Raw genomic sequence first — 23,026 nt, 5'->3', positions numbered from 1 at the left:
TTGTATATGAAAAGATTGATATATTTGATTTTACTCTTGTTCGGATTGTCCGGTTGCAAGACAGAACAACAGGAGGTTCAGAATCCGATAGTTGTGGATACCGATTTTGTGTTGCAGGAAAACTATTATGGAGGGGCGATGCAATGGGAACCCAATGACCGGGATTCGATGACGGAGGCGCAGTGGGATCGTTTGTTTAGACGAGTCGAATTTATGAAACTGGGGTATATTCGTTGTTGCATAATGCCCTATTTCTACTGTTTCGGTTATGACGGGAACGACCCTATATTGCTTTGGGACATGGATTCGACGAAAGTCGATGCCCGTTGGTATGCTAATTCTCGTCGATTCATGAACGACTTGTATCGTCAGCTTCAATTTTGTAAGGATAACGACATCGATGTGTTGCTTGGAGAGTGGTGGAAGCCGATGAATCCGAATTGGAAACAGGCTGTCCCCGTCGATATGCCTAAGTATACGATAGAATTGGACGATTCCCGATATGCCGTTCAAGTAGCTGAATTGGTTGAATATTTGGTTAAAGAGAAGGGCATGACTTGTATCAAGCAATTTAACTTGGGGAATGAAGTAAATTTGGTGGCCAATGATCCTCGAACCGGTTATTCATGGGAAAAATGGAAAAAAGCCATTCTTAATCTACGCTCGGAACTGGATAAACGGGGATTGAATAATATTGAGATCGTGGGTCCGGACGGAGGTTATTGGGGGACTGATGTTTGGTTCAATAAGACATTGACCGAATTGGATAGTGTGGTTCCTGTCATCGATTATCATTGGTATATCAATAAAGATTGGACTTTTACGAATCGTGTGGAAGATGAGACACGAATGTTTCGTTTCTTTACACAAATGCAGGACAGCAGCAAAGTGAATATTTGGGGCGAAATGGGTATTCGTGACGGACATAATGAGGTGCTTGACCAGCATACGTTGATTCACCAGTGGTGGTATGGAACGTTCGTTGCCGATGCCTTGATTCAGACTTTGCGTTCCGGCTGGTCGGCTGCTGCGGCATGGGGTATGGATGATGCCATGCATTATAAGGACGACCTCGATGAACAGAAACGTTGGGGATTTTGGAATTCGATCGCAGAACAGAAAAATAAACCGGAAGAAGCGAATATACGTCTGTGGTTTTATACGTGGTCGTTGATGTCGCGTAATATCCCGAAAGGGTCGAAAATTTTGTATTCCAATTCTTATAGGACTCAGAATTTGAATGGTGTGGCCGCATTGACTCCGACAGGAGATTTGACATTTGCGATTACAAATACAGCCGATTTTGCGCAGCGTGTAACCGTACAGATTCCTACTGTCGTGAACGATCCGATAATCAATAAATATGTGTATTTCGAGGACGATTATCCGGTCGATACAGCAGGCTTTCCGGTTGTGAAAGAAGTCTTGAAAGATGTCAATCTTCAAAAGGGGATAGTTATCGATTTCCCCGCGAAAGGTTTTGTTTTGTTGACTACGATTGGAGGTAGCAAACCGGAAATTGTGAAAAATGATAAATATATGATGGATCCGATGGAAGGTGTCCAACGTATGTATGATCATTCCAATAATTTGGGATTAAACGGTTTCCCTAAATTCTATGACGAATGTAACACTGCTGCTCCCGATTTCCAGTTCTTCAAAGTTTTGGAAGATTGCGGGACTATTCACCCGTCGACCAATGAAGAACATGCTTATATAACTTATAAGTTCGACGGGTTTAATTATTTTGAAATCAAGGTGTCGGGAGTGGAAACCATAACCGACCGTTTCAAAGTGTACGTCTCGCCGGATAATTGCGAGTGGAGGGAGGTCGAATTGTCGTTTACCGAACCCGAAATGTCTGTTTGGCGTTTTGTCCATTCGACCATAACACCGAAAACAGAACTCGATAATTGCAATTATTTAAAGATTGAAATGCTGCCGAACGGTTATTTCTCCAATACTCGTATTCGTGAAGTGAAAATAGAAAAACGGTGAAATGTTAGTACGGGGAATATAAAGAGGGCATACTCATTGTGAGTATGCCCTCTTTCTGTTATTACAATCGCTTTGTTATAATGAAAAGGTTCGGTCTTTCATCGGATACAAAGTAAAAAGTACAGACGTTTACTTTTAATGTCGGTTACGAAAAATCTCGACAGCTTGATAAAATGCATTTATGTTTTCGAGGGAGACACCCGGAGGAACATCGCAACCCGTTGAGATAATAAAGTTGTCGAAATCGGTAGTAACATGCAGCAGTCTCTCCGTTTCGTCGTAGACTTGTTTCGGAGATGACGATTTGAAAATACCGACTGGATCAAGATTCCCCATAACAATGCGATCGGACGGTACTTGTTGAAGGGCGGAGACGATGTCGCATTGATTACCGAAGTGGAGAGCCCTTGCTCCTGAGTCGATCATGGATTGCGTACAGTGCCCTGTGTTTCCGCAGTTGTGCAATACGAAAAGGAAGTTTTCATCTTGTACGGCCTCGACGATCGGTTTTATATAATTAGTCGAGAATATTGTGGCATCGTCGTTGCTGAGTAACCCGGCGGCAGGCTCGGCCATGATGATACCATCGACTCCTGTTTCTTTCAGAGCTCGAATGTATTTGAGAATAAATTCTGAACATTTTGAGAGTAGTATTTTTGCTAAATCGGGTTCGACGTAAATAGCCATCATCATTTCTGACATATCGTAAAGTCGACCTGCCAAAGAATAAGGTCCGATACAACCTGCAAAGACCGGGCGGTCATTGATTCGTTCTGCCGCAAGTCTGTTTGCTTTCAGATATTCGGGAATACGGGCGGTATCGGTATCGGGAATGCGGAGATTTTCCACTTCGTTCCTGTCGTGAAGCAACCTTTCGGCAACACTGGGAACATCGTTTTCGGAGAAATGAAGTTTTGCCCCGAAAGCTTCGGCTTCGACGGTAAGGTCCATGATGACTGTCGCCGCATCGGAAGGAGTATTTTCTGACAAGGCGATAATGGCGTCGGCATGTGTCTGGCCGTCGGTAACGGCGGCTTTTACAGTTTTCTCGATGAGCTCGATTCCCGGGTGTGTCATAATGGGTATAGCATATCGTTTATTCCGATTGAGATTGAGTTTCATGATTAAATGATTTTTTAATTCGTTTCTTATAACAGTTGTCCAGTTCGCAGAATTGACAACCGTATTTGCGGGTATCGACATGAAGTCCAGAGCCTATCACTCCGCTGATAGATTTTATAGGATACATCAGGGCACTGCTATTGAGAGTGATTCCGCACACATTATCGGGTAAGAGTGAGAAGAGTAATTTCTGTTCATTCACATGCCACCCGCAATAACCCGGACTAAAACGGTTAGTATGGGGTATTCCCGGCAATTCTGTTTCCACGAACTTTTCCATAATGTCTCCTGTCGCTTCGGCAATGCAACTACCGAGGATATCCCAAATGAATAGTAGCAATGCATCGTCTGCATTCGATAGTTTATTGTGAAAATCTTGATATTCCATACCGGCAGTCGCAGCGAAAAAAACGAATCTTTCGGAGTTTTTCAACAGTGTGGCGATAGTCTGGTTAACGTGAAATATTTTTTGATTACAACATATACAATCCTTGTTTACATACCCGTCGAACATTCGAAAGTAAAAACGAAGTCTTACTATGTTGTTTGCAACGAGGAACAGGTTGTCGACTAAATCCCGAACATTTTTGTCGGGAGATACTGCTCCATACCCCATTTCTATATATACGGTTTCTTTTGTCAAGTTTAGTTCTTCGAACCGCAGTGAATGTTCCATTTCTCTTATTTGTTCAATAATTTTCGGGCGAGAGTTACAGCGGCATTGGCATTGTCGCTATATCCGTCGGCTCCGATTTCTTCGGCAAATTTCTCACTGAGTGGAGCGCCTCCAATCATGATTTTGACATCGTTTCTGATTCCGGCTTTTTCAAAAGCTTTGATAACTTCTTTCATATAAACCATTGTGGTAGTCAGAAGTGCCGACATACAGACAATGTTCGCTTTGTGTTCTTTGGCGGCTTCGACGAATTTTTCATCGGAAACATCGACACCGAGATTAATTACTTCGAACCCACAGCCTTCCAACATAGAGCTTACGAGGTTTTTCCCGATGTCATGCAGATCGCCTTTAACCGTTCCAATGACAACTTTCCCGAGAGAGATTGTATTTTTGTCATTTTCCATGTAAGGTTTAAGAAGTTCCAAAGCTCCTTTCATAGCCCGGGCACTCATCAACAGGTTGGGAACATAGGCTTTTCCGGCTTCGAATTGAGTCCCGATTTCTTCCATTCCTTTAATCAAATAATCGCTGATCAATGTTTGCGGGTCGATATTTTCTTGAAGCGCTTCTTGGGTTGTACTAACTGCCAGTTCGAGATTCCCTTTTACGATTGCATTATGTAAATCTGAAAGTTTTGCCATTTTCGCTGGATTATTAGAAGTTGATTATTTTATAAGAAGTATTGCCTATTTTAATGAGATGTACTCCATTCTCTGCCGGAATGGAGTAACTTCCGTTTACGTTTTCTGCAAAGTGCAGTAATTTACCGTCGACAGAGAAAAGATAGACAGGCATGTTTTTAACGCCTTCAATATAAATATATCCGTTTTCGGCGGTTACCGAGATGTCGTTGTTTGTTACATATTCGATTCCCGAAACTTCTTCGGCGCTAAATATAAAATTGTCGAAGAAAGAAGTGTCGAGAACGTTCAGCCGGTCTGAATAATTTAAATTGGGATAGATGTCGATGCTTGTAATGATTTGACCGACATGATTCGACAAGTTCAGGCCGTACCTAAACCATTCTCTTTTCTCGTTACAGGAAAAGTGCCCGACGGCTTTTTCTCCCGAAAGGAAATTGACGACTATCTTGATTTCGGATTGTCCTGTCGGGCGGTAATATGAGAAGAACAGGTTGTGGTTACTTTCGGGAACTTGTACAAATGGATATAAATTTAATTGTGCGGACAAGTCTTGATCGGCATCGTTTGTTAATATATTTATTTGACAGGCTTTATCGCTGGGATTGTTTTCTTGTATTTTGGGATTCGAAGCAATGGAAGACATTATGGAGGAATTGGCCGGAATAACTTTTACAAAAGAATTCAAATATTCGAAGTCGATGTCCAGAATTTGTCGGTATTGTTGGTCGTTGTTTGTTGTAATTTCTTGTAAATCGATAGGGGAATTTTCTGTATTGGATAGAAAGATGTTGTCAAAAATCAAAGATTCGGTGTCGAGAGTGGAAGTCGTCGCTGAATCTCTATAAGGATATATGATGATGTAATCCAGTGTTTTACCGATTAGAGGCGTTAGGTTCAGTTGTAATTCCCTCCATTCTCTGTGAGGAATTTCGAATTCGTAACCCAATAGCCTGTCTTCATTTTGAACATGTAAGGCAATGGCGATTTTTGCCGGTCTACTCCTGTACAACTGAATATTGAGCAGTGGAAAATCTTCACTGATTAGGATTTTATTGAGCGGAAATATAGTACTGAAACAATCTCGGGGATTGTATTCGTCGTTAATTAGAATTTCGGAGTATCCGGCATTGTCGCTGGTATTAGGGTCTCGTTTGCGGGGATTAGAACCTATGTAGGTTCTAATCCCTTTGTTATAGTCGCCGAGAAGCATATACCCGTCTTGCGATTCAAAGTCGATGGTTAGAGTAGACTGTGTGTCGGACGTATTTGTCTCTAACGGTTCCAAGGTAGTGATGAATATACCTTCTTCCATAGGAACTTCCACCGTGATTCCGGTAGAAAGATTTTGATCGGTTATTTTTTCATACGGAAGAGACAACGCAGCGCCATCTCCGCAGCTGTTGCGGTTGAACCGATAAATGTAAAGAGGTTTGGTACAATCGACCTTAAAGGTAATGGATTGTGTTTTGCTTTGAGCATCCATACGTCGATTGACTGCGACAAACGAGTAATCTTCGGAGCCGATACGGGCTCCGAGTATACGAATATCTTTGCGCCCTTCCAGTTCGGTCATTTTGAGAATTTTTGCTCCACGGGGAAAGTAACGGCACATCAGTTGCCATGTGTAGTACCAGGGACGTAAAGTCATACCGCCATAAGTTCCGGCATTGTTCCACATGCCGGCATTTTTATTCTGTTCCAGCCCGTCGAGAGCCCAAGCCAATCCCGATGCCATGCCCGAACGGGCAAGTTGTATGCCGTAGTCCCAAAAACCTAATGCATATTCGTAGGTGTCGATTCGACAATGAGCCGGAGCATCGGCAACAGGCCAGTCGATAAAAGGGACTCCGATGGGAGCCATTTCCGACACATGGACGGGTTTGTTGGAATTGTCGTATTTATAGACATTTGCGAGATAGTTTGCAAAAGTCGTTTCAATGGTGCGATTATATAATTGGTTGTAAGTATCGTCGGGCGTATCGTTCAGGTAGTTATGGAAATCATAGGCTGACAGTTGATCTGCGTTGTATTGTGCAGGTTTCCATATCCAGTCGTTCCATGAATCGGCTCCCGACAGAAAATTTGTGGGTAAGCCACGTTTCTCCAATTCGGCGTAAAGTTTTTTTATCATGGTACTCCAATCTTCGTAAGAGATACCTACTCCCAAAGGCTCGTTCGAGGGCGCATAACTGGTAATGATTTTGTCGTAACCTTTTGTTCTAAAAAGATACTCGATGAGGTCGGCTTGCAGTTGTGCGCATTCGTCGGTCGTGTAAAATTGTTTATAATCCTCTCCGTTATATCCGACACCCCAGAAACCACTCATAACTTTAATGTCGTGTTCCTTATAAAGGTCCATAATTTTGAAATAGGCCTGCATGTATTTGCTATCCCAATTATAAGTTCCGATGGGCAGATTATTCCCATCATCGTCTTTGTTGAACCAATCGCGGATTACCGGTAAGCGGACTAACGAAGGTTTGATGGCAAGGATCCGTTCTGTCGCGGTTTTCCATAAATCATCGGACCACGGCTTAAAGGTGTTACCGTCGCTTTCGCGGGCGAATCCCCATTGATTGTACCCGAAACCTTCCCACGGTGTTTGTAATTCTTCCTCAACAGTTGATTCGAATGCTTGTAAATTCGCAGGGACAATCAATGTTGCAATTACAAGGGTAAGTAAAATAAATTTTCGTTTCATGTTATCAAAAGTGTTATAATTTAGAAAACGCGTGCTTCAAATATTTGCGTGACTTATCTTGTTGTGATGAATTCAAATTTTGAGTCGGAGGAACTGGGATAATGGCTCCCAACCGCGATATAGATAAATCCTTTTTGTTATTTTTCTTTTCTTCGAATTTGTTTGACGGCATCGATCATTCCTCTGAATCCATCGACAGAGACATAAGAAGCGATGGAATTACCCGAACCTAATCCGTAACCCTTGCAAATGCGCCGGTATTCTGTGCCTTTTCTCAATACTTCGTCATATACGGATTGATAGGTTCCCAACGAAAGCAGATTTACATCGAAGCCTCCAAAAAGTCCTATTTGACCGTTATATCGTTTTATCCATTCGTCGAAAGGAGCGATCAGGTCTTCGTTGCTATGCTTTGCGTCAATTCCCAAAGTTATGATGTCGGGCATTATTTCGAATATGTTACCGCAACTATGCAGAAGAAATTTTTTTTCTGCATGATGTACCAAGTCTATTATACGCTTGGTTTGAGGAAGTATGTGGTTAATGATGGTTGTCGGTTCGAGCATGGTCGATGTGCGGTGTCCCAAGTCGTCGCCCATACGGAAAAAAATGAAGATGTCGCTGTATTCTTGTATCATTTTGGACCATAATTCGACGTATAAGTCACCGATACGAATAAAAAGGTCGCGGAACAAGTCGGGATCTATGTATTGCATGATACACAGATTCTCGTAACCTACCAAATCTTGGGCGGATTCGAAAATGCCATACCCGCATCCTCCATATGCTTTCATTCCTGTTGGCAAGACTTTTCTGATAGCGTCGAGTTTGGGTTTGTTCGCTTCCCAAAACAAATGGGGTATTTCGTCGAAGGGATAGCGCTCAAAATCTGATCGGGTTTGAATGGGGCCTAATTTTCCTCCCATAATTGCACCGTGCTCCGGGAAAACGTCGCAGATTGGAGCTTCGAAGTCAAAGGCATCGTAGGTATTATTTTTCCAAAACTCCGTTACTTTTTTGAAAAAGTATTCTGGTTCTGTTTCTCGGTAACCGATAAGTTCTTCTCCTGTAAATTTCTCTATAAATTCAATATCGATGTGATGTTCATATAGAGGGAGATACTTTGGCTTTTTGTTATAAAGGACATCGAGAATGTTGTTTGCATTCGGCTGAAACTGTTCCATGTTTTGAGAGAATTTTTAGTCGTTCCAATGGATTAAACCAGCTTTGATATTTTCCAGTGGCATATCGGGTCCGGCTTCGAATTGCCCGATGAGGCCACCATTTACCCATAGAGCTTCTTTCATTTTGTGTACGGCGTCGATTACATCTTCGACACTTCCTTCGGGGAGTATGTGCTGACGACATATTTCGCCCCAGTTTGTAATACGTCCGTTGCATTTTTCGGCGACTTTGTCTAATCCCATGCACCACACTTGACTATTGATGGCATCTACTCCTATCTCGATCAAGTCGTCGTATAGTTCCAAAATGTAGCCGTCGCTATGCATAAAAACGAATTTACCGGCAGTATGGACTTTGTCAAAAAACCGTTTGTATAAAGGTTTATATTGTTTTCTCCATGTTTCAGGCGAGATTAATAAAGAGCGTTGTGAGCCCCAGTCGTCTCCGAAAATTATTCCGTCGACTTCTAATTTGAGCCATTCGTCTAAATAGGTGTTATAAAAATCTTCGACAATTTCCATTAGTTTGAAATATTCCGGAGATTCAATCAACGTATCCATGAAAAGGTTTTCTGTACCACGAAGGTATTGCATACGTTCGAATAAGCTAATCCAACCGCCTAAGATAAATTTGTCTTTATGAGTGTCAATGAATGCTTTTGTCTTTTCAAATCCAGAGATGCCTGATAAAAATAATTTTTTGGGACTTTCATAGTTCCAAACTTTATTGAAATCGGCAAAAGGATATTCTTTTACTTCTCCGATAATACCTGCTTGGTGATTTACCCAAGTCGATCCCCAGCAATCGGTATAACTGCCGATTTGGTAGTGACGTGCGTCTTCGGTGGGGTCGTCGAACGGAGCGGAGAGAATATCGATTTCGCAGCGATTGATGATGTCGTCAAGCGCTTGTCCGTATTTTAGTTTTGCGGCGGGCAGTTGCCACAGGTTTACCGGAATCCATTCCGGATTGTCATGTCGAAGGGTTCGTATTACATTTTCTTTGGCTGTCATCATAGCGGAATGGGTAGTTATATATTACATTTAAATGTCTTGTCGCCGATTTGTATTAAATAATTGCCATTGTTGAAATAGATATTCTCATTATTGGTCGAGATGTTTTGTCGATATAGTAGTTTACCGGATAGATCGAAAATATTGACTTGCTCTCCGATTGCATTTTTGATTATGATTTGATTGGATACAACGGAACAGTCGATTTCGTTGTTTCTTAATTCGTTAATAGTTGTGGGATCGCCTTCGTTTTTGAATAGAAAATATTCGTTGTCGGCTATATCGGAGGTAGAGGCCGTTATAATGTTGTCTTTTTGAGACAAATATTTTCCGTTAGCCAAAGCCCGTATTGCAGCTTTTTCACCTTTGTCTATGTAGAGAAATTTTGAGGAGGTGTCGAGATTCGATGAAAGTTCCAAAGCGCCGGTAGCAGCATTGACCGATAGATATGAATTGTTTTCGTTGAAGGCGATATATCCGTCGTCGGTATGAGAAACATTAAAACCTGTACCGTTCGGATTCATCGTAATGTCATTGTTGCTGATCGTTAACCTAAGATTGTTGGCAACGTTTTCCAAATAGTATCGTCCGTTCCAATAGCTTCTTTCCCCCGAAACGGCAATACATACAATTTCGAATTTTTTGTTTTCCAACAGTTTGATGTGGAGTATATGTTCTCCGATTCCCAAATCGGTCAATACGATTTGGTCGATGTGTTCTCCGTTAGAGCCGTCAATGACTACGGCCGGATTGTCGTCTACCCAAATTTGGGCCGTTCCGAAATTTTCGTTTGCCGGGCGTTTCCAATATGTGACGGCAGCAACGTCTCCGTTAATTTTAAATTGAAGTTCACTGTTTGCAATTTCGCTTCTCCAACCTTTTCCTGTGCCGAAATCCCAAATAGAACCTCCCGCCGTCCAGACACCTGTTTGGACCGGGGTTATATCGGTTTCGCTCAAATAAAATGCATCTTCTAAAATGTTGCTATATAGCGGAGCTGGTAGTGATGCCATTCGATCGATGTTCGATGCTTTTTTCCCTTCAAGTAGTTCGGTCGCTATTAGGTCGGCGATTTTTTGATGTGCGGTTGTATTGGGGTATATGCCATCACCGCCGATGAGTGTAGAGGTTTGGTAATAGTCCAGCCATGTTTTTTCTCCTTTGATTATTTCGTCTTTTATGGCATCGTTGTAACTGACGATCGGAATTTGACAATGTTGAGCGATGGGATATTGACGTTCGATTTTTGAAATCCCAGCTTGCGTGCATAGCATTAGCGATATAACGGCTGGCTCACCCGGGTTTTTCCAACATTTCCGTATCAGGCTTTCGTAAGAATCCAGATAAATATCTTCGAGTTGGTCGTTGCAAGCATATTCGATTATAATCAAATCGGGGTTGAATCGTAATAGTTTCTCTTCGGCACGAATACACCCGAAATAGGAATTCGTAGAACCGATACCGATATTGATGAAATTGACGTCGATTTCAAAAGTCGATTCGAACCAAGCCTTTAATCGGGCTCCGTAACAATTGGTCTCCATCGGTTCGGCGTTGGCTCCGGCAGTCATCGAACCACCTATGACACCGATGGTAATGTCATTGCCGCTTTCAGCTTTTTCCAATAGCTTTTGAACCCGGTAATAGTTCGTTTTTTCGTTGTAATTCTTCGCTTGATAGCCATCTCCATAATATACTATATTTCTTAATAATTCTATGTCGGATTGGGCATCTAAATAGATAACGACCTGAGTCGCATCTTCCGGTATCAAGTTGTCTTTTAAAGTGCATCGATATAGTCCATGCCCTTTATCCGTTATTTCTGGATAACCGTTGTCCCAACCTTCCACATATTTGGTTTCTTCTCCGGCCGAATTTTTTACGGCCAAAGTGGGACGTAGTCCGGTCGGAGAATAGTAATCGACAATTATTTCATGAGCAATTTCATTTTCGGGCAGTTCATAAACTAAGAATGAGTAGTTTGATGGATCGTCGATTTTCAATCGATAGATGTCTCCGGCTCGTTGTGCCCAATCGTCGGTCGTTCCAGAAATCAATTTTGAGTTACCAATCCAAGTTATTTTATAGGTATCTTCGAATTCGTCATATATGCGTCCTGCGTATAGTAATTGGATACTGCATAGTAATAGAGATAATGTTAGGCATTTAAATATGTTCACTTTCATGATAGGTAGTATTAAGTTTTTGTTTTATCGTTTGTATGTTTTTTTATGCAAAATTAGAATGGGTATTTGAAATATTATGATATAATTGAGTTAAAGGGTGATATTTTTTTGAATAGTTTATTGCTTAATGATGAAGTAATATTTGATTTTCAAAATAGTATTGTATATGTTCTAAATAGAATTAATGGGTATAGATGGAAGATATGAAGTGTTTTTTCGTTTATTATTTTTATGATTGATGACCGATTTACAATGAAATTTTTTTATAATTTAAAATATTTGTGTTGCTTTATTTTGTAAAATTATATTACATAATACCTAAATATGGGTATTATATAGTATATATATTATATTTAATTTTGCATAAAATTTTGTGGAACTATTTATAGGCTAATCATTTATTGTGTAGCATTTGTAAGAGCTGTTTATTTTGGAATCAAAATATATAATTAAGTAGTGTTTTTATGAAGTTATCAAGTACTAAATTAAAGGTTTTTGGAGGTTGGATCGTTGTGCTTATGTGTATAATGGCTTTTTCTTCCAAAGTTTTAGGGTCGGAATCTATTCCGAAAGAACGTGAAAATTATCAATTTACAGAACGGAGTGTACCTCTTAAATCAGGTAAAGCGCAGGTTCGTAAATATAGAAAGCGCTCGTCTCGAAATCCAGTGGGAATTATTAATATCTCTAAGTTGCCGGCTCGTACTCGTGTTGCCAAAATTAATGCACAAAATTCACCGGCGAATTTGTTCGGCTTTTTGGCAGCTACTAATAGTTATGAAGAGAGGGATTATGGTATCTACTCGATTAATCCTAATACAGGAGATTATTCTAAACTGTATGACGTAGAGGAATATGGTGAAGGCGAAGGCGGTGGGACTTACGCTAATGGAAAATTCTATTTATCGGTTTTTGACGAGTTTTACTGGTCGGGTATCAATTCTGCAAAATTGGTAGTCGTAGATGTCGTGACGGGAGATAAACAAGTTATAGAAAAAGAGGCGGAATATCCTAATGCTGCGGTGAATATGACCTATGATCCGGTCAATGATGTCGTTTATTCAATTAATTATGATGAGGCCGGGGAGGCTTATACGTTGAGTAAATTGGACCTCCAAACATTGGATTTTACAGTTGTCGCTCCAATGGAAAATTCTTATCGGGGAATGTGTATCGATGGAGAAGGGCAAATGTATGTAATCGATGATTATGGCGATGTATATAAGTTTGATAAAGAGTCTGCCGTACAGGGGGAGAAAGTAGTGAGTACAGGTTTTTTCCCTGAATATTCTCAATCGTGTTGTTGGAGCCCTCTCGATCGTAAAATCTATTGGGCTGCTTGTAATTGGAGTGAGAGCGAGTTGATTGTAATAGATCCGGTCTCGAAAGAGTTTTATACGCAATTGGCTTTTGAAAATGGAGAGGAGTGGATTGGCTTGTACACGACAGATCCTTTTTCTGATCCTTCTGCTCCGGCTGCTGTTGAAAATTTGAGTATATCCTATGCGACTCCGGGTGCGACGACAGCCCGAATTTCGTGCGATCTTCCTACAAGGACTGCCGGTGGTAATGAACTGAAAGGATTGATAAATGTAGCCATAGTAGTCGATGGCGATACTGTCCAGATAAAGGAAAACCAAAGTCCCGGTGCGGAATTTTCTATATCTCTTGTATTAACGAATGGATTACATGTATTGAAAGTAATTTGTTTGAATAGTGGCGGAGAGGGGGTTGCAGCTTCGATAAAAACTTTTACCGGAGAAGATATGCCCCAAATTCCAACCGAAGTGACCGCTGTTGCCGAAGAATCTGGGAAGGTAACCCTTTCTTGGACATTACCCGAAGCCGGTATTAATGGAGGTTGGGTAAACTTGACAAAAGTTTCGTATGACATTCTTCGTAATGGAGAGTCGTTATCGACCGACATAAAAGAGACAACTTATATCGATAATCTTCCCGAGAATGAGTTAAAGTCTTACAAGTATACTGTAATCGTGAAGTTCGGCGGAGAAGAGTGTGGGTCGGTCGAGAGTAATTCGGTCGTTTTTGGGAAAGCCGTTTCGCTTCCTTATGAACAAACTTTCGAAGATGCATCGTCATTCGATTTGTTGAACATAATCGATAATAATGGCGATGGTGTGACTTGGCAATTCGATACGGGTCAATTTAGTGCGGGTTATACTTTCTCTGCCGATAATGCTGCTGATGATTATTTGGTATTGCCTAAAATGACTTTTAAAGCTTATAATGTTTATTCGCTTTCGTTCGATATTTGTTCAGGCTCGGGGTATAATGCAGAAATTATTGGTGTTAAAGTGGGAGCGGAGCCTTCCGTAGAAACGTTATCTACGATTGTTATGGAACCGACGGAAATTATGGCGGATGCGTCTTCTCCGAGACATATTGTACTTACCTACGTGCCAGAAGCGAACGGGCAAGGAAATTTTGCAATTCATTGTACAAGCGTTGCCGATCGTTTTGGAGTTAATGTAGATAATGTTCGTGTGGAAGAATTCGGAAGTATTTATGCTCCGAAAGGCGTAACCGATTTTGTGGTGACGGCAGATCAAACAGGATTACAGAAAGCTACAATGAGTTTTGTCGTTCCGAAAGAAAATTATCAAGGAGAACCTCTTTCGTCTGTTTCTAAAATTGAAATCTTGCGTAATGGGAAGTTAATAAAAACGTTTGAAAATCCGGTTTTGGGAGCGACATTAACGTATGAAGACGAACATTCGGACTTTGGGTTTAATACATATGGCATCGTGGCTTATAGTGGAGAAAATGCCGGTGTAAAAGTGGAACAAACGGTATTCTGCGGTATTTATTCTTTACCTTATATAGTAGCGCCGACTCAACAGGAGTTTTCTTTGTTTACGATCAAGGATAACAATAACGATGATAATACTTGGTACTACGATATAAGCGACGGTTCGTTGAAGTATGCTTATTGTTCGAATTCGGCCGATGATTATGTCGTAACGCCAGCCATCGAATTGGGAACCGCCCATATGATAGAGGTCGTGTTTGACGCTAAGGCCGGTGTAATGGGTTCTGAGAAATTGGAAGTGACTTATGGTAAATCGGATAAGCCGGAAGATCAACAAAAGGCTCAGACATTTGATTTGACGAACAAGGAATATCAAACTTTTACAGCTACCTTTGAAGTTACAGAGCATGGCCGTTATTATGTCGGATTCCATGCAATTTCCGATCCAGATCAATTTACCTTGAATATAAAAAATATAGAGGTGCGTAACGGTGCGTTGATGAAAGCTCCGGCCGCTGTTACAGAATTAAAGGCTACTCCCGCTGCACAAGGGGGGCTTTCGGCAACGCTGAGTTTCCGGTTGCCTACTCAAAGCTTGAACGGTGAAGAGCTGACCGGTACGGTCGATGTGACCGTGAAACGTGCCGACGGGTCTGTGGTCGCTGAATTTACGGGTAAACAACCCGGAGAAGTTCTTTCTTGTAATGATGAGAATGCGGTTCAGGGAAATAACGTTTATACTGTGGTGGCCAAGAATGAGTTCAGTGAAGGAGGAACAGCTACGGTAACGTGTTATTGCGGTATCGATGTTCCAAGCATTGTGTCGAACTTTACAGCTTTACCCTCTTCCGATAATTTGAAGGCCGAGTTATCGTGGAGTGTTCCTACGGTTGGTGTGCATAATGGTTATTTCCAACCATCTGATATTACGTATAAGATTTATGAGTATGTGGGTACGAGTTATAGGGAAGTGGGAACTACCACAGCCCTTTCTTATACGGCTACTCCGTCCTCTTCTAAACTCGATTCTTATACTTTCCTTGTCTCTGCTACTACTATCGGGGGCGAAGGCGAGGCTGCGTTAGATAATGTCGTATTGGGAATCCCTTATACGATGCCTTTCGAGGAAAACGGTGTGAATAATATGACAACAACTTATCCTTGGATTATGGGGGCATTGAGCGGACAAGCCGAGTGGGGATTGACGAATTATATCCGCAGTCTCGGTTTGGAGCCGGAAGATGGAGGAATGTTCGTTTGCCATTCTCAATCGGGTAAGGGAGAAGCTCGTTTACAAGTCCCCAAATTAAATTTGGGTGGTTTTAATGCTCCTACATTGACATTTTTATTATATCGTTACCAGAATGCTGCCGGAAAATTATCGGTGAAAGTGACTGCCGATGATAAAGCATATACCGAGGTTTATAGCGCCAATACAGCCTCTTTTCTTCCGGGTTGGACCGTATGCAAAGTAAATTTGGCTCAATATAAAGATTATCCGTGGATTGCAATTGTGTTTGATGGAGCTGTTTCTAATGGTAGTGATTATGTAATCATCGATAATATGGCAGTTGCTAATGAGTCGGAATTTGATGCGAAACTCGAAAGTATCAAAGGTGCTCGTCGTCCTGTCGTGGGTGAATCTGAAAATTATACGGTTGTCGTTAAAAATAACGGGAAGCAGTCGATAACTTATGATGTGAATCTTTATGTAGATGAGACTCTGGTTCAAACTCTTTCTCGGACGGAGGCTTTGGCGCAGGGAGAAACAGCCGATCATTTATTTACGGTTACTCCTACGGCTGAAATGATAGGTAAAGAAACTCCTATTAAAGCAGAGGTTATCGCAAAAGAGTCTGATGAGATCCCAGAAAATAATATATTGGAGGCAATAATAATCGCTTCTCAATCAGAGTTGCCTGTTATTACCGATTTAGTCGGGGAGAAAACAGAGAGGGCTCATGAATTGTCTTGGACAAAGCCCACATTGACCCCCGAGCCGGTAGTAGATGATTTCGAAGGTTACGAATCGTTTATTTATGAGAATATAGGTGATTATACAGTGGTAGATGGAGATGGATTGACCTCTGCCGGTATTTTATTTGTAGAATTTCCGAATATGGGTACACCGATGGCGTTTCAAGTCTGGGAACCTCTGGCCGAGGGTGTTGATGTGACTTCGAATAACTGGAAGCCTCATTCTGGTGAAAAATGTTTGGTTTCTTGGGCTGGTTTGAGTTATGACGGTCTGACGCCTCAAAATGACGACTACTTGATTTCTCCTGAAATTATAGGAGGAACAAACGTGTCGTTCTATGCTACGATTCCTACAACGGAATATACGCCGGAGACATTTGAAGTACTTTATTCGACGACAACGACCGATGTAGATGCCTTTGAATTGCTTGCTACGGAATCGGTTCTTAATGTAGGTTGGAAAGAATATTCTTATCAGTTACCAGAGAATGCCCGTTATTTTGCAATTCATTATATCAGTTCGAATAAGTTCGCTTTATTAGTTGATGATTTGTCGTATGTCCCGGTATCGGCGGTAAAAGATTTGTCGGTTGTAGGGTATCATGTTTATTGCAATGGACAGAAACTGACTCAAACTCCTATCGTTGAGACGAATTATTCTACTCCGTCTATTGAATATGGAGCTTATCATGTCACTGTTGTTTATGATAAAGGAGAATCGTTCCGCTCGAATACCGTTCGTTTGGGAACATCGGCAGTAGATGAGTTGAACCGAAATGACATCAGGGTTTATGGTATGAACGGTTGCATTATGTCTGAGGGGGTGACAGGAAGAAAAATATCTGTTTATGGCATTGATGGTCGTACGCTCTTTTATATAGAGTCAGAAAGTGATACAGAGAAAATTCCAATGGAAAGAGGCGTTTATCTTGTGAAGGTAGATAATCGAACAATCCGGGTTCAAGTCCGTTAGTCAGCACACTGCTGGTAAAAGTATGAGAAGAGAGGAGCTTTTGAATAACGAAAGGCTCCTCTTTTTTACATTAAGAAGCCGTTGAATAATATTCGAGTCGTGGAACCGTTTATATAATATGTAATACTGAGTGTATATTATGCAAAATATCTATGATGCCCGACAAAAAGGGAAACTGATTTTTTTGTTGATTTCTGTCTTGCTGGTTGGCGGGGTACTTTATGTCTCGAATGATCTTGTGGAAGACTTGTCTATCGAGGAGCGAAAGAAAATGGAAATATGGGCCGAAGCGACGCGTGAATTGGCCAGTGATAAGACAGAAATGAGCATGGAGTTGATATTGAAGGTGATACAGAGCAATACCTCCATACCGGCGATTATCGTCGATGATACCGGAGAAATAAATCAGTACCTTAATTTGAATTTGCCCGAAACGGATACGGAGAAATATTTACAAGAGAAACTGGAACAATTGAAAAGTAAATCCAATTTGATAGAGATCAATTTGGGAGACGGGGAGAAACAGTATCTCTATTATGACGATTCTATTTTGTTGAAGCGGCTATCTCTTTATCCGTACGTGCAGTTGGGTGTTATGGTCCTGTTCGTTTTAATCGTTTATTTTGCATTGATTAGTACGAAAAAGGCCGAGCAGAATAAGGTGTGGGTGGGACTATCGAAGGAGACTGCTCACCAATTGGGAACTCCTATTTCGTCGTTGATGGCATGGATGGATTTGTTGGAATCGTCGGGTGTGGATCCCTCGTTACTGTCGGATATGAATAAAGATGTAAATCGTCTGTCTGTCATAGCCGAACGCTTTTCCAAAATAGGCTCGAAGCCAGAAATGGAATTGATATATGTCAACGAAGTGCTTGAAAATGCAACAGAATATATGCGTCGCAGAGTTTCCGATAAAGTATTGATTACGACTCATCTCCCTTCTGATGCCGAGGGTGCGATGGTGTGTCTTTCTTTATTTGAATGGGTCATAGAGAATTTGTGCAAGAATGCAGTCGATGCGATGAATGGAGAAGGGCGTATAGATGTTTATATGACATCGGAGAAGCAACAGATTTATATCGATATAAAAGATACGGGCAAGGGGATTGCACGGAAAAATTTCAAAACGGTTTTTAATCCGGGGTATACGACCAAGAAACGGGGTTGGGGACTTGGACTTACTTTGGCAAAACGTATTATAGAGGATTATCATGCCGGACGCATTTATGTGAAAGATTCGGAAGTAGGAAAAGGTACGACATTCAGAATCGAATTGAAGCGAGTCGTTTAGTCGGGCTGGCAAATCTTTCTTTTTTTTTGAATGTTGTCGGGGCGAATCGATTATGGCTCCCCATTTGAAAAATTGTGAATGTGAAATAAAATCTACCGAAAAGATTGACTTGTAACGATTATTTTTTATACCTTTGCGGAGTTTTAACGACAAATAGCATTGGGACGATTTAGTGCTTATAAATTACCGCTCAAAAGTATGCCGATAGGTACTCAGGATTTTGAGTATGTATTGGATAATGAGTTCTTTAAGAATATCGAAGGTGAAGATGTTCAAAAAGGAAAGGTGAAGGTGAAATTGACAGTGAAGCGGACGGCGGCTTCTTTCGAACTGGATTTTGATTTGGAAGGAGTCATTCAAATTCCGTGCGATCGCTGTTTGGACGATATGGACCATGAGGTAAAAACCCAAGAAACGCTCTATGTGAAATTCGGTTCGGAATACAGCGAGGAGAGCGATAATGTGGTTGTTATTCCTGAAAGTGACGGAGAATTGAATATTGCATGGTTTTTATATGAGTTCATTGCACTGACAATACCTTTGAAGCATGTTCATCAAGCAGGGAAATGCAATAAATCGATGAGTGCTAAATTGCGTAAACATGCGGCGCGTTCTATGGACGATAGCGACGGAAGTGAAGATGCCGCATCATACGATGATGACGATGTTGTAGATGAAGTGCCCGGCGAAGGGGAGGAAACCGACCCGAGATGGGACGAATTAAAGAAAATAATAGATAATAATTAAAGTAATAGAAAAATGGCACATCCTAAAAGAAAACAATCGAAAACGAGAACAGCCAAAAGAAGAACTCATGATAAAGCTGTGGCTCCAACTTTGGCAGTTTGTCCTAACTGTGGTGCTTGGCATGTATACCATACTGTATGTGGAGAGTGTGGTTATTACAGAGGAAAATTGGCAATCGAAAAAGAAGCTGCTGTTTAAGCTCTTATCGATAAGTATGTATGGCCCTAAGCGATTTAGGGCATTTTTTCACACACTAAGCCGATTTTATTATTATGCAGAATGCAAAAATAACGGGAATTGCCTCGTATGTTCCCGATTATGTTTTGACAAACGACGAGTTGTCGCATATGGTCGATACCAACGACGAGTGGATTACTACTCGTGTAGGTATTAAAGAACGTAGAATTTTAAAAGGAGAAGGAACGGGATCTTCCGATTTGGGCGTAAAAGCAGTAGCCGAATTGTTGAAAAAAACAGGAGTAAAGCCCAGTGAAGTGGATTTACTCATTTGTGCTACGTCGAATCCCGATTATCGTTTCCCTTCTACGGCATCGATCGTATTGGAAAAATTGGGGATAAAAACAGCTTATGGGTATGATATACAAGCCGCTTGTGCAGGGTTTATCGTTGCTTTGCAAGCAGGAACTGCCTATATAAAGAGCGGACTGTATAAGCATGTGGTTGTTTTGGCGGCAGAAAAGATGTCGTCGATGGTTAACTATAAAGACCGTTCTACTTGTCCACTGTTCGGTGATGCTGCGGCTTGCGTTATGTTAGAACCTACCGACGAGGAAGTCGGAGTGAGGGATGCCGTGTTGCATACCGATGGTATGGGACTGCCTCATTTGTTGATGAAAGCCGGTGGTGCTGTTCATCCTACTTCGCACGAGACGGTAGATCATGATGAACATTTTGTTTATCAGGAAGGTCGGGCGGTATATAAGCATGCGGTAACCGATATGCTCACTTCTTCGGAAAGCGTGATGGCTCGCAATGGTTTGTCCGTAGATACGATCGATTATTTTATTCCTCATCAAGCAAATTTGCGTATTATAGAGGCTATTGCCGATCGTATAAAGCTGCCGGAAGAAAAATTATTGGTCAATATTCAAAAGTACGGGAATACGAGTGCATCGTCTATCCCCTTGTGTATGGCCGAATTTGAGCATAAATTCAAAAAAGGAGATAAACTTGTCCTCACGGCTTTTGGCGCAGGATTTACATGGGGAGCTCTTTATCTCATTTGGGGATACGACGCAAAATAAATTTGTCGAGATATAAGAAAGACGCATCTTTTAGCGAAAGAGATGCGTCTTTTCTTGTTTTCGAACAAAAGCGATTATAGGTTGTTTCGTCGGGTAGAATATTTTCACTATTTTTGTATTCAGAAGTTATTGACTTGTAACCGAATAAAACAGAATTATGCATAAGGCCGGATTTGTAAATATTGTCGGGAATCCCAATGTAGGTAAGTCTACGTTGATGAATTCACTGGTCGGAGAACGAATTTCGATTATTACGTCGAAGGCACAGACGACTCGTCATAGAATTATGGGAATAGTGAATACCGAGGATATGCAGATCGTCTATTCCGATACTCCGGGAGTTCTTGTCCCTAATTATAAGTTGCAGGAGTCGATGCTGAATTTTTCTCAGTCGGCATTACTCGATGCCGATATTTTGCTTTATGTGACCGATGTGGTGGAAGCTCCTGCGAAAAACCAATCATTCCTCGACAAGGTGGCTCGGGAGACGGTTCCTGTATTGGTAGTTATCAACAAGATCGATTTGCTGAAAGAGCAGAGCGATCTTGAAAAGTTGGTAGAGGAGTGGAAACAGTTGTTGCCGAATGCCGAAATTATACCGGTTTCGGCACAATATAAATTTAACCTCGACTATTTGTTGAAGCGTATTCAGGAATTACTACCTCCGTCACCTCCTTTTTTCGAGAAAGATGCTTTGACCGATAAGCCGGCTCGTTTCTTCGTAACGGAAATTATCCGCGAGAAAATATTGCAGACGTACGATAAAGAGATTCCGTATGCTTGTGAGGTGGCGGTAGAACAATTCCATGAAGAAGAGAACCATATTGATATTATGGCTGTTATCTATGTGGAGCGAGATTCTCAGAAAGGAATCGTTATCGGGAAAGGCGGTTCGGCTTTGAAGAAGGTAGGGACTTTGGCCCGGAAAGATATCGAAGTGTTTTTTGACAAAAAGGTTTTTCTCGAACTGTATGTAAAAGTGGAGAAAGATTGGCGTAGTCGGGAAAATAAATTGAAAGGTTTCGGGTATATACCTGAATAAAAGATTAAGAAATAAAGGCTGTGAGAGCCGTAAAAAGAAAGTGGAATTATGGGAAATATAGTAGCGATAGTAGGACGCCCGAATGTGGGAAAATCGACTCTTTTCAATCGTCTGACTCAAACTCGTAAAGCGATTGTCAACGAAGAAGCCGGTACGACACGGGATCGACAATACGGTAAGGTCGAGTGGTGCGGTCAGGAATTCTCTGTTATCGATACCGGAGGTTGGGTTGTTAACTCGGAAGATATTTTTGAGGAAGAGATTAACAAACAAGTGGCTTTGGCCATTGAGGAAGCCGATGTTATTTTGTTTATGGTCGATGTGAAAACCGGCGCGGTAGACCTCGACGACCATGTGGCAGCTATATTGCGCCGTTCGGATAAACCGGTGATTTTGGTAGCGAATAAAGCCGATTCGAACGAGTGGCAGTATAACGCCGCCGAATTTTATTCGTTCGGGCTGGGCGATCCTTTTTGTGTGTCGGCAGCCAGCGGTTCGGGAACGGGCGATTTGTTGGACGAGATATTGAAACGTTTTACCAAAAAATCGGAACCCGAGATAGAGGAAAACATTCCTCGTTTTGCGGTGGTGGGACGCCCCAATGCCGGAAAGTCTTCTATCATCAATGCGTTTATTGGCGAAGACCGGTATATTGTTACCGATATTGCCGGTACGACTCGCGATTCGATTTATACCCGATACGATAAATTCGGATTCAATTTTTATTTGGTAGATACGGCCGGTATTCGTAAGAAAGGGAAGGTTACCGAAGACCTCGAATATTATTCGGTGATTCGCTCCATACGAGCTATCGAAGCCTCTGATGTCTGTATTTTGATGATCGATGCTACAAGAGGTATCGAAGGACAGGATTTGAATATCTTTTCGTTGATACAGAAAAATAAAAAGGGTTTGGTGGTTTGTGTCAACAAGTGGGATTTGGTCGAAGATAAATCGAATAAGGCTATTCAAACTTTTGAAAATGCCATACGGGCACGTCTCGCCCCTTTTGTCGATTTTCCCATTGTCTATGCTTCGGCGTTGACTAAGCAACGTATCTATAAAGTTTTGGAGAACGCCGTGCAGGTTTATAAGAACCGGCATACCAAGATACCCACTTCGAAACTAAACGAAGTGTTGCTGAGTGCGATAGAAAATTATCCGCCTCCTGCACATAAAGGCAAGTATGTAAAAATAAAATATGTGACCATGTTGCGGGAGACTTACGTCCCCACGTTCGTGTTCTTTTGTAATTTGCCGCAATGGGTGAAAGACCCGTACAAACGGTATCTCGAAAACAAGATACGGGAGAATTGGAATTTCAGCGGTACACCCATCAATATTTTCATGCGAGAAAAATAAAACTGTTTATAGCTTTTGTCATTTGTCCCGAAGTCTCACAGATTTCGGGACAGATATTTTAAATACTA

General features: G+C 41.5%; 15 protein-coding genes. 8 read left to right on the top strand and 7 right to left on the bottom strand.

The features are described from left to right. Positions 1-6 precede the first annotated feature (6 nt). Positions 7-1,998 carry a glycoside hydrolase gene (locus tag HMPREF9448_RS04695; protein ID WP_008861451.1) on the top strand — a complete coding sequence of 664 codons (1,992 nt, stop codon included), beginning with the start codon at positions 7-9 and terminating at the stop codon, positions 1,996-1,998. A gap of 135 nt (positions 1,999-2,133) precedes the next feature. Here the strand turns inward: HMPREF9448_RS04695 and HMPREF9448_RS04690 are convergent, their stop codons facing one another. From HMPREF9448_RS04690 to HMPREF9448_RS04660, 7 genes are all read right to left on the bottom strand, one after another. Then, positions 2,134-3,120 (bottom strand): methylcobamide--CoM methyltransferase, encoded by a 987-nt coding sequence (locus HMPREF9448_RS04690; protein WP_008861450.1) that lies wholly within the window; start codon positions 3,118-3,120, stop codon positions 2,134-2,136. Beyond that, complete coding sequence (locus tag HMPREF9448_RS04685; RefSeq protein ID WP_008861449.1) at positions 3,095-3,796, bottom strand: vitamin B12 dependent-methionine synthase activation domain-containing protein; 702 nt, start codon at positions 3,794-3,796, stop codon at positions 3,095-3,097. Before HMPREF9448_RS04685 ends, HMPREF9448_RS04690 begins: the two co-directional genes overlap by 26 nt. Positions 3,797-3,801: 5 nt before the next feature. Beyond that, positions 3,802-4,440, bottom strand: coding sequence for a corrinoid protein (locus HMPREF9448_RS04680; protein ID WP_008861448.1), 639 nt, complete (start codon positions 4,438-4,440; stop codon positions 3,802-3,804). A gap of 13 nt (positions 4,441-4,453) precedes the next feature. Continuing rightward, entirely contained in the window at positions 4,454-7,144 is a 2,691-nt protein-coding gene (locus tag HMPREF9448_RS04675) for a hypothetical protein (RefSeq protein ID WP_008861447.1), read from the bottom strand. Between the two features lie 137 nt (positions 7,145-7,281). Next, positions 7,282-8,328: a uroporphyrinogen decarboxylase family protein gene (locus HMPREF9448_RS04670; protein WP_008861446.1), complete on the bottom strand. Its 1,047-nt coding sequence runs from the start codon at positions 8,326-8,328 to the stop codon at positions 7,282-7,284. Positions 8,329-8,343: 15 nt separating this feature from the next. Next, on the bottom strand, positions 8,344-9,345 hold the full coding sequence (locus HMPREF9448_RS04665; RefSeq protein ID WP_008861445.1) for a uroporphyrinogen decarboxylase family protein: 1,002 nt from the start codon (positions 9,343-9,345) through the stop codon (positions 8,344-8,346). A gap of 14 nt (positions 9,346-9,359) precedes the next feature. Continuing rightward, on the bottom strand, positions 9,360-11,528 hold the full coding sequence (locus HMPREF9448_RS04660; protein WP_008861444.1) for a secretion protein: 2,169 nt from the start codon (positions 11,526-11,528) through the stop codon (positions 9,360-9,362). 464 nt (positions 11,529-11,992) lie between these two features. Between HMPREF9448_RS04660 and HMPREF9448_RS04655 the strand changes: the two genes are divergently transcribed. The 7 genes from HMPREF9448_RS04655 (at position 11,993) to der (ending at position 22,958) form a co-directional block, all read left to right on the top strand. Further along, positions 11,993-17,248, top strand: a complete 5,256-nt coding sequence (locus HMPREF9448_RS04655; protein WP_008861443.1) for a choice-of-anchor J domain-containing protein — start codon at positions 11,993-11,995, stop codon at positions 17,246-17,248. Positions 17,249-17,387: 139 nt separating this feature from the next. Continuing rightward, entirely contained in the window at positions 17,388-18,542 is a 1,155-nt protein-coding gene (locus tag HMPREF9448_RS04650) for a sensor histidine kinase (RefSeq protein WP_008861442.1), read from the top strand. Positions 18,543-18,701: 159 nt separating this feature from the next. Next, positions 18,702-19,289, top strand: coding sequence for a YceD family protein (locus tag HMPREF9448_RS04645; protein ID WP_040295882.1), 588 nt, complete (start codon positions 18,702-18,704; stop codon positions 19,287-19,289). A gap of 12 nt (positions 19,290-19,301) precedes the next feature. After that, a complete protein-coding gene (gene rpmF, locus HMPREF9448_RS14375; protein ID WP_008861440.1) occupies positions 19,302-19,487 on the top strand; it encodes a 50S ribosomal protein L32 in 186 nt (61 codons plus the stop codon). A gap of 74 nt (positions 19,488-19,561) precedes the next feature. After that, complete coding sequence (locus tag HMPREF9448_RS04640) at positions 19,562-20,554, top strand: beta-ketoacyl-ACP synthase III (RefSeq protein ID WP_008861439.1); 993 nt, start codon at positions 19,562-19,564, stop codon at positions 20,552-20,554. A gap of 157 nt (positions 20,555-20,711) precedes the next feature. Next, positions 20,712-21,596, top strand: a complete 885-nt coding sequence (era, locus tag HMPREF9448_RS04635) for a GTPase Era (RefSeq protein WP_008861438.1) — start codon at positions 20,712-20,714, stop codon at positions 21,594-21,596. Positions 21,597-21,644: 48 nt separating this feature from the next. Beyond that, positions 21,645-22,958: a ribosome biogenesis GTPase Der gene (der, locus tag HMPREF9448_RS04630; RefSeq protein WP_008861437.1), complete on the top strand. Its 1,314-nt coding sequence runs from the start codon at positions 21,645-21,647 to the stop codon at positions 22,956-22,958. Positions 22,959-23,026: the final 68 nt, after the last annotated feature.

Source organism: Barnesiella intestinihominis YIT 11860, from assembly GCF_000296465.1.
GTDB lineage: Bacteria > Bacteroidota > Bacteroidia > Bacteroidales > Barnesiellaceae > Barnesiella > Barnesiella intestinihominis.
Note: the sequence above shows the minus strand (reverse complement) of the source record. Positions and strands in the feature narration are given on the sequence as shown.